We start from the raw sequence: 7,911 nt of genomic DNA, 5'->3' as shown, positions 1-7,911 counted from the left end.
CGCATCACGTACAACTTGTGCCGCATGAGCTGAAGATTGTTGAGCTGATGGGTGGAAAGCAAAAACGATTGGGTTACGCGTTTTAAGGGCGATTAACGCTTTGAAGATAGTAGTTGAGGTTGGGTTGGTGGTTGGGGTAATACCGCAGATAACGCCGACAGGGTCAGCAATTTCAGTGATACCTGTTACATCATCTTCACTGATAACGCCCGCAGTTTTTAAGTGACGCATATTGTTCACAACATATTCACAGGCAAACAAGTTTTTGGTGGCTTTATCTTCGAATACGCCGCGACCCGTCTCTTCATATGCGTGCATTGCCAACACACCGTGTTTATCTAATGCCGCTACAGACGCTTTTGCGACAATATAATCCACTTGCTCTTGGTTTAAATGACGGAACTCATCAAGGGCTTTCAAGCCTTTTTCGACAAGTGCATTCACTTCCGCTTGAGCATCATAAGGTTGAGCAGTTTGAGTTGCTTTAGCCATAGTTTGGTTTCCTCTAAAAATTAAAAATCTAAAATTCTTTAACTGTTGAAATTATTATCCAACTGCAAACGATTTGCACCAAAATTCACTTACTCATAAGAGGTATTATTGATCTAAATCAACAAGTAAAATTTAAGTAAAATTTATACGATAAAACTTTTACAAATAGATAACTTTTATTACCCTTTTCTAGATTAAATCCGGCGATGGTGTTCCACTTTAATATTAGAGTGTTGATCCACGTAGCTATCGTAATCAGCTTTGAAGCCTTTTAAAATCACACGGATATTGTTCTCTTTAGCATAAATTGTGGCGAAATCTTCAATTAGTTCCAGTACATCACAAGCAATGTAAGCGGTATGTTCTGCATTAATAATCACCATTGAGTTAGGTTGAATATTTTTAAGCGTTTTCTTGATTGCGGCTTTATTGAGGAATGAAACCTCTTCGGCTAAATCAAGGCGGATTTGCGAGGCATCAGCAAGTTCTTCTCGGCTTAGATAGTAAGCACGTTTCATATTGCCGTGCAGAATAAATAGGATACTGATAACCAAGCCAAGCCCTACGCCTTTGAGTAGATCAAAAAGCACCACCGCAACCATAGTAACGATAAATGGGATAAATTGATAAATGCCTTTATGCCAAAAGTGTTTGAAAACTGTTGGGCGAGCAAGTTTGTAGCCAACTAAAATCAATACAGCCGCAAGAGTGGCAAGCGGGATTTGGTTTAGAAAAGCAGGAATAGCAAGCACACAAATGAGTAACAAAACGCCATGAATAATGGTGGAAAATTTATGTGTAGCTCCTGAGTTGGCATTTGCCGATGAGCGGACAATGACCGCTGTAATAGGCAATCCGCCAAGTAGAGAGGAAATAATATTGCCCACGCCTTGAGCCCGTAATTCTTGATTGGAATCGGTAAGCCGGCGTTTTATGTCCAATCGATCAGCTGCTTCAATAGAGAGTAAGGTTTCAATAGATGCAACAATCGCAATCGTCCCCCCTGTTACCCAGATAGATGGATGAGTAAACCCTCTGAAATCAGGAAAAATCACGAAATCTTTTAAATCTTGCCAAGAAGAGAAAGCAGGTAAATGTACTAGCTGATTTTCAGGTACGGCTAAATGGCTATCTAAAGCAATAAAAAGATTGTTTAGCAAGACGCTAACAATCACCGCAATTAACGCGGAAGGAAGTAGTTTTATCTTTTTGAGTTTAGCGGAATGATCCCAACCAAGCATAATGGACATTGAAAGCAGCGTGATAATCAAGGTGCCAAGATGGATGTTAATGAAAGAGTCCGTTCCCTTGAAAAGCTGTTTATCCGTGCCAATCGCATAAGGTAGCTGTTTAACGATAATTAAAAACCCAATACCCGCAAGCATTCCTTCAATTACGGCAACAGGAATATAGTTGGTAATGCTACCTGCTCGAATCATACCTAAAATGAGCTGGATAACGCCTGCAATAATGCCTGCACATAAAAAAAGCTCAAAGCTACCGAGTTGCGTAATTGCACCTAATACAATCGCTACCAAGCCCGCTGCTGGCCCTGCCACACTGATATGCGAAGTGCTCAACCAGCCGATAATAATACCGCCAACAATGCCTGAAATAATACCCGAAAGCGGTGGAGCACCTGAAGCAAGGGCAATACCTAAACAGAGTGGCAAGGCGACCAGAAAAACCACCAATCCAGAAGCAAAATTTTGTTTAACCAGTGAGGATTTTGAAGTTTTTAGGTGCGCTGTTTGGGGCATAGCGTCCTCGCATAAAATGAAGTAAAAAGGATAAAACAAGCGGTCATTTTACGCCTGATTTTTGCAAAAAATTTTGCTATATATCAGATTTTGATAAAATTTCTGAAAAATTCCCTTTTTCTGCTCAAATTTTTGCAAATTCCTCAGTTAAAATTTGCAAAATTAGGATGATATCTTTAAACTTTCGGATATTTTTGTGTGTTTAATTAAAAGAACTTTGTTATGACCGAATCTCGCATCACACTTTCAACAGATACACTCTCGCTAGGACAGCAACTCAAGCAATCGCGTGAAGCACTGCAATTATCTATTGAAGATGTTGCACAAAAAACAAATCTTAAAAAATCGCATATTGAATCGCTCGAAAACGATATTTTTATTTTGCAAAATGTAGCACCGACCTTTGTTCGTGGCTATGTGCGTAACTATTTACGTTTTTTACGGTTGCCAGAAGAACTGGCTTCAAGCGTAAACTATGGTGAGGTTAAAATTCCTAAAGAAGTGCTGCATAAAACTTCTGCTGGAAAAGTGATGCAAAAATCACAAAATTTATGGGTAAAATATCTCACTATTTTTGTGCTATTAGCTGCGATTGGTATGACGTTGCTTTGGTGGTGGCAAGATTACCAACAAGAGCAAGAAAACCGCGAGCAGTTTGTAAATAATGCTGTGCCAGTTGAAACAACGCCTGCAACAAATAATGCGATTGAAATTACCTCACAGGAGACACCAACTGAACCAACAGCTCAAACTGCGGCACAAGCGGTCGAAAATGCGGAAAACATTGCACCTGTGGTAGAGCAACCCCCAGCTCAAGCACAGCCTGAAACCTTTGCTGCGGTAGCAAACGTTGAAACGAATACAACACAAACTACACCAATCACTGCAACAGATGTGTTGGCTCAACCTTCTGCTGAAAATGCCCCAAATAGTGCAGCTCCAGCAGTGGAAGCTGCCATCGGAAACGATGATTTACGCATTGAAATTACGGGCAAAGAGAGCTGGATTACAGTAAAAGGTAATCAAAGCAAAAAAAGTTTAGCTGAAAAATTATACAATAATGGCGAAGTGCTAACCTTCAATGGCAATGAGCAATATCGATTGACCATTGGTGCACCAGCAAATGTGAAAATTTATTATAAAGGGCAAGAAGTGCCGCTTAAAATTGATGGACGCGTGGCACGTATTAAGCTGCCATTAGCACAATAAGGGTTTAAATTAAATATGTCAGCAGTACAACATTCTCCGATTAAGCGTCGTGAGTCAAAAAAAATCTGGGTGGGCAAAGTGCCTGTGGGGGGCGATGCACCGATTTCCGTGCAATCAATGACCAATACTCGCACTACCGATGTGGAAGCGACGGTTGCTCAGATTAAATCGTTAGAAAAAGTTGGGGCGGATATTGTTCGCGTTTCTGTGCCAACCATGGATGCAGCTGAAGCATTCAAAGTGATTAAACAGCAAGTGAATGTGCCTCTAGTCGCAGATATTCACTTCGATTATCGCATTGCTTTAAAAGTGGCGGAATATGGCGTAGATTGCTTGCGAATCAACCCAGGTAATATCGGCAATGAAGAGCGTATTCGTGCGGTAGTGGATTGTGCAAGAGATAAAAATATCCCCATCCGTATCGGCGTCAATGCGGGCTCACTAGAGCGTGATTTGCAAGAAAAATATGGTGAACCAACACCGCAAGCCTTGCTTGAAAGTGCGTTACGCCACGTGGATATTTTAGATCGCTTTAATTTCGATAATTTCAAAGTAAGCGTAAAAGCCTCTGATGTGTTCCTCGCGGTCGAATCTTATCGCTTACTTGCAAAACAGATCGTGCAACCTCTGCATTTAGGTATTACTGAAGCAGGCGGTGCTCGTGCAGGTTCGGTGAAATCAGCGATTGGTTTAGGCTTATTATTATCAGAAGGGATTGGCGATACCTTGCGTATCTCTTTAGCTGCAGATCCTGTGGAAGAAGTGAAAGTCGGCTTTGATATTTTAAAATCGCTCCGTATTCGTTCACGCGGTATCAACTTTATTGCTTGCCCAACTTGTTCACGTCAAGAAATTGATGTAATTGCGACCGTAAACGCGTTAGAACAACGCCTAGAAGATATTTTAACGCCAATGGATGTATCAATTATCGGTTGTGTGGTAAATGGGCCAGGCGAAGCATTGGTTTCTGATTTAGGCGTAACAGGCTCAAATAAAATGAGCGGTTTCTACTTGGATGGTGTGCGTCAAAAAGAGCGTTTCGATAACGATAAACTGATTGACCAGTTAGAAGCCAAAATTCGTGCTCGTGTGGCGGAACAATCGCAGCGAATTATGATTACGCCTGCGTAATTTAAAATTATTTTTATTTAAAAGGACAATATTGTGGCAAAAACCATTCAGGCAATTCGTGGAATGAACGATTGCTCTCCAACAGAATCTCCATTATGGCAATGGATAGAGGCTAAAGTACGTCACGTGTTAGCAAGTTACGGCTATTCTGAAGTGCGTATGCCTATCGTTGAAAGCACGCCACTTTTTGCGCGTGCAATTGGTGAAGTAACCGATGTAGTTTCAAAAGAAATGTATACGTTCTGGGATAATGATGAACAATTAACACTCAGACCAGAAGGCACCGCGGGTTGCGTACGTGCAGCGATTGAACGTGGTTGGATTTACAACAACGAACAACGCCTTTGGTATATGGGACCAATGTTCCGCCATGAGCGTCCGCAAAAAGGACGTTATCGTCAATTCCATCAAGCGGGTGTAGAAGTGTTTGGTATTGCGAATCCAGAAATTGATGCGGAATTGATTATTTTAACTGCAAGACTTTGGAAAGAGCTAGGCATCGATCAACATGTTTCATTACAATTAAATTCAATCGGCTCACTTGAAGCACGTTCAAATTACCGCTCCGCTTTAGTATCATTCTTAGAAAATCATCAAGATTTAATGAGCAATGAAGAAAAAGAGCGTTTAGTAAAAAATCCACTGCGTATTTTGGATACTAAAAACGAAGCTTTGCAAGAAGTGCTTAACGGTGCACCAAAATTATTGGATTACTTAGACGATGAAAGTCGTGAACATTTCGCACAACTGTGCAGCTTGTTAGACGCAATGGGCGTGAAATATGAAATTAATCCAAAACTTGTACGTGGGTTAGATTATTACAACAAAACCGTATTTGAATGGGTGACTTCAGCATTAGGTGCACAAGGCACGGTTTGTGGCGGCGGTCGTTATGATGGTTTAGTGGAGCAATTAGGCGGACATGCAACGCAAGGCGTGGGCTTTGCAATGGGGTTAGAGCGTTTAGTATTGCTCGTGCAAGAGGTAAATAAAGAAATTGCTCTTCCACAGGCGGTCGATTTATATCTGGTTTATGCAGGCGAAGGCACAACATTAAATGCCTTCCAAATTGCTGAACAAATTCGTACCGAATTACCGCAAGTACGCGTGATGACACATTGCTCTGGTGGTAAATTTCAAAAACAATTTAAACGTGCTGATAAAATCGAAGCTAAATATGCATTAGTGATTGGTGAAAGCGAAGTACAAGCGAAGACTGTTGTCATGAAAGATTTACGCAATGGTGCAGAGCAAATTACGATTAGTCAGGCAGATTTAATCAATACCTTAAAAACATATTTTTAATAGGAAATCTTAATGAGTAGCGAATATCTTAATAAAACCGAAGAACAGCAGTTCGAAGAAGCAAAGAACTGGTTTAAAGAAAATAGCACACCTATTTTATTAGCTATTTTTGTTTTTGCTACAGCAAGTTTTGGCTGGAACTTCTGGAAAAGTCATCAAGCTGAATCAGCGATTCAAGCTTCGATTTCTTATCAAGCAACAATGGAAGCTTATGAGCAAGATCCTGTGAAAAATCAACCGCTTGTAGCAAAATTCTTAGAAGAAATGAAAGGTACGAACTATGCGATCTTTATGCAACTTGAAGAAGCGAAAAATGCAGTGGCAAAAGGAGACTTTGCTGTAGCAAAAAGTCAATTACAAGCAGCTTTAAATGAAGTGAAAGATCCTTCATTACAATCGATTATCCGCTTCCGTTTAGCAGCGGTCGATTTCCAATTAAAAGAATTTGACTCTGCTTTAGCTAACCTTGAGCAAATTAAAGATCAAGCGTGGGACGCACGTAAACAATTATTTATAGCAGATCTACTTGTGGCAAAAGGTGATAAAGAAGCAGCGAAAAGTGCTTATGAGCAAATTAAAGCTAAAATGTCAGGACAAGAACGTGAGCTTATTGAGCTAAAAATCAATAATTTATAAGTGGATAAAGGAGATTATGTCAGTAATCTCTTTTTTGTGGATATTAGGTATGGGGTTTTTAATAGAAAATCATATGGGTTCAACTAATAAATTATTATTTCCGACTTATGAGCAAATGTATCCAGAATCAAATAATCGTCCTTTTCTCAAGCAAGTGAGAGAAAAGTTACGTTATTATGGATACTCTTTTTTATATAAGAAGCAATGTAAAAGTTTAGTCCGATTTTTAAATGAAAATCCTCAATGGCAACCTCTTTTTACGCAATGCTATTATCGCTTTAATGCGTTATTACAAACTTATTGTGATCAACGTTTTTCAGCTTCACAACGATTAACAGCGATAATTGATCATTTTCAGATTGCAAAGCGTAAATTAGGAACAGCAGTTTGCCAACAATTATTAAAGGAACATTCGATTTTATTAAGCGGATTGCCAGAAGGATTAAATCTTTATCTCAATATCAATAGTATTGATCCTTTTGAAGGCTATTTTTCGCTGAGTATTAGAGATCAGGAGCAAAAACGAATTTATGATGCTTCTTTTACTTTTTTAGATAGAAATAAGTTGCTCATTGCCTCTATTCAAGGACCAGCTAGTGATGATGCTCAAGATATAGTAAGAAATGCGACAAAAGCAATGTACGGCATTCGTCCGATGTTTATGATTGTGAATGTGTTTAAAATATTAGCGGAAAAATGGCAATGTGAATTAGTCGGTATTCCTCATAAAGCACAAGGTAAATATCGGCTTTCCGCTCGAAGTAAAATTCTGTTTAATTACAATGAATTTTGGCAAGAAAATCAAGCTAATTATCACAATGGTTATTGGTTTTTGCCACTGACGATTGAGAGAAAATCATTAGACGATATTGCAAGTAAAAAGCGTTCTATGTATCGTAAACGCTATGCGATGTTGGACAAGATTTTATCTGATATTCAACAGTTTTAAATAAGATGCCTTTGGAGGTTTTATGAACTACAATCAATTGCTTACTCAAACTAAACAAGAACTTTTTGGTGGCTGGAAGCCATTTGAAGCCGCTTGGTTGCTTCTCTTTATTGCGATGCAAATTGGAATTTATATCTATAATCCTGATTCAATTTTAGGGATGGTTTCAGGCATTGCAGGGATTATCTGTAATGTATTCGTGAGTAAAGGGAAAATTAGTAACTACTTCTTCGGGCTAATTTTTGCCTATACCTATTTCTATATTTCACTTGGTGCTAATTTTTTAGGCGAAATGAATACCACACTTTATGTCTATATTCCTGCTCAATTTATCGGCTATTTCTTATGGAAAGCCAATATGCAAAAAGAGCAAAATAGCGCTGCGGTAATTGCCAAAGCCTTGACGGTTAAAGGATGGATTGGTTTGCT

Annotated in this window: 8 protein-coding genes; 6 read left to right on the top strand and 2 right to left on the bottom strand. The window is 39.3% G+C overall.

The window, feature by feature from the left end; genetic code table 11:
* Together KH943_RS08025 and KH943_RS08020 are read right to left on the bottom strand one after the other, a co-directional pair.
* A partial coding sequence (locus KH943_RS08025) for an aldehyde dehydrogenase family protein (protein WP_304109820.1) occupies positions 1-492 on the bottom strand: 492 nt, incomplete at its 3' end.
* 194 nt (positions 493-686) lie between these two features.
* Entirely contained in the window at positions 687-2,252 is a 1,566-nt protein-coding gene (locus KH943_RS08020; protein ID WP_304109818.1) for a SulP family inorganic anion transporter, read from the bottom strand.
* A 222-nt stretch (positions 2,253-2,474) separates the two neighbouring features.
* Between KH943_RS08020 and KH943_RS08015 the strand changes: the two genes are divergently transcribed.
* From KH943_RS08015 to pnuC, 6 genes are all read left to right on the top strand, one after another.
* Positions 2,475-3,461 carry a RodZ domain-containing protein gene (locus KH943_RS08015; RefSeq protein ID WP_304109816.1) on the top strand — a complete coding sequence of 329 codons (987 nt, stop codon included), beginning with the start codon at positions 2,475-2,477 and terminating at the stop codon, positions 3,459-3,461.
* A gap of 15 nt (positions 3,462-3,476) precedes the next feature.
* The gene (gene ispG, locus KH943_RS08010; RefSeq protein ID WP_005706215.1) at positions 3,477-4,592 is read left to right on the top strand and encodes a flavodoxin-dependent (E)-4-hydroxy-3-methylbut-2-enyl-diphosphate synthase; all 1,116 of its coding nucleotides are present in this window, start codon (positions 3,477-3,479) and stop codon (positions 4,590-4,592) included.
* Between the two features lie 33 nt (positions 4,593-4,625).
* The gene (gene hisS, locus KH943_RS08005) at positions 4,626-5,897 is read left to right on the top strand and encodes a histidine--tRNA ligase (protein WP_304109813.1); all 1,272 of its coding nucleotides are present in this window, start codon (positions 4,626-4,628) and stop codon (positions 5,895-5,897) included.
* Positions 5,898-5,909: 12 nt separating this feature from the next.
* Positions 5,910-6,533: a YfgM family protein gene (locus KH943_RS08000; protein ID WP_304109811.1), complete on the top strand. Its 624-nt coding sequence runs from the start codon at positions 5,910-5,912 to the stop codon at positions 6,531-6,533.
* 73 nt (positions 6,534-6,606) lie between these two features.
* Positions 6,607-7,482: a VirK/YbjX family protein gene (locus tag KH943_RS07995; protein ID WP_304109821.1), complete on the top strand. Its 876-nt coding sequence runs from the start codon at positions 6,607-6,609 to the stop codon at positions 7,480-7,482.
* Positions 7,483-7,504: 22 nt separating this feature from the next.
* A partial coding sequence (gene pnuC / locus KH943_RS07990; RefSeq protein WP_304109809.1) for a nicotinamide riboside transporter PnuC occupies positions 7,505-7,911 on the top strand: 407 nt, incomplete at its 3' end.

Source organism: Haemophilus parahaemolyticus, assembly GCF_018373095.1.
GTDB lineage: Bacteria > Pseudomonadota > Gammaproteobacteria > Enterobacterales > Pasteurellaceae > Haemophilus_A > Haemophilus_A parahaemolyticus_A.
This window is presented reverse-complemented; position numbering and strand designations above follow the sequence as displayed.

What these genes read in the sequence shown, in the direction of transcription:
- KH943_RS08020 (WP_304109818.1), bottom strand. Translation starts at nt 2,252, where the DNA reads ATGCCCCAAACAGCGCACCTAAAAACTTCAAAATCCTCACTGGTTAAA.
- KH943_RS08015 (WP_304109816.1), top strand. Translation starts at nt 2,475, where the DNA reads ATGACCGAATCTCGCATCACACTTTCAACAGATACACTCTCGCTAGGA.
- ispG (WP_005706215.1), top strand. Translation starts at nt 3,477, where the DNA reads ATGTCAGCAGTACAACATTCTCCGATTAAGCGTCGTGAGTCAAAAAAA.
- KH943_RS08000 (WP_304109811.1), top strand. Translation starts at nt 5,910, where the DNA reads ATGAGTAGCGAATATCTTAATAAAACCGAAGAACAGCAGTTCGAAGAA.
- KH943_RS07995 (WP_304109821.1), top strand. Translation starts at nt 6,607, where the DNA reads ATGGGTTCAACTAATAAATTATTATTTCCGACTTATGAGCAAATGTAT.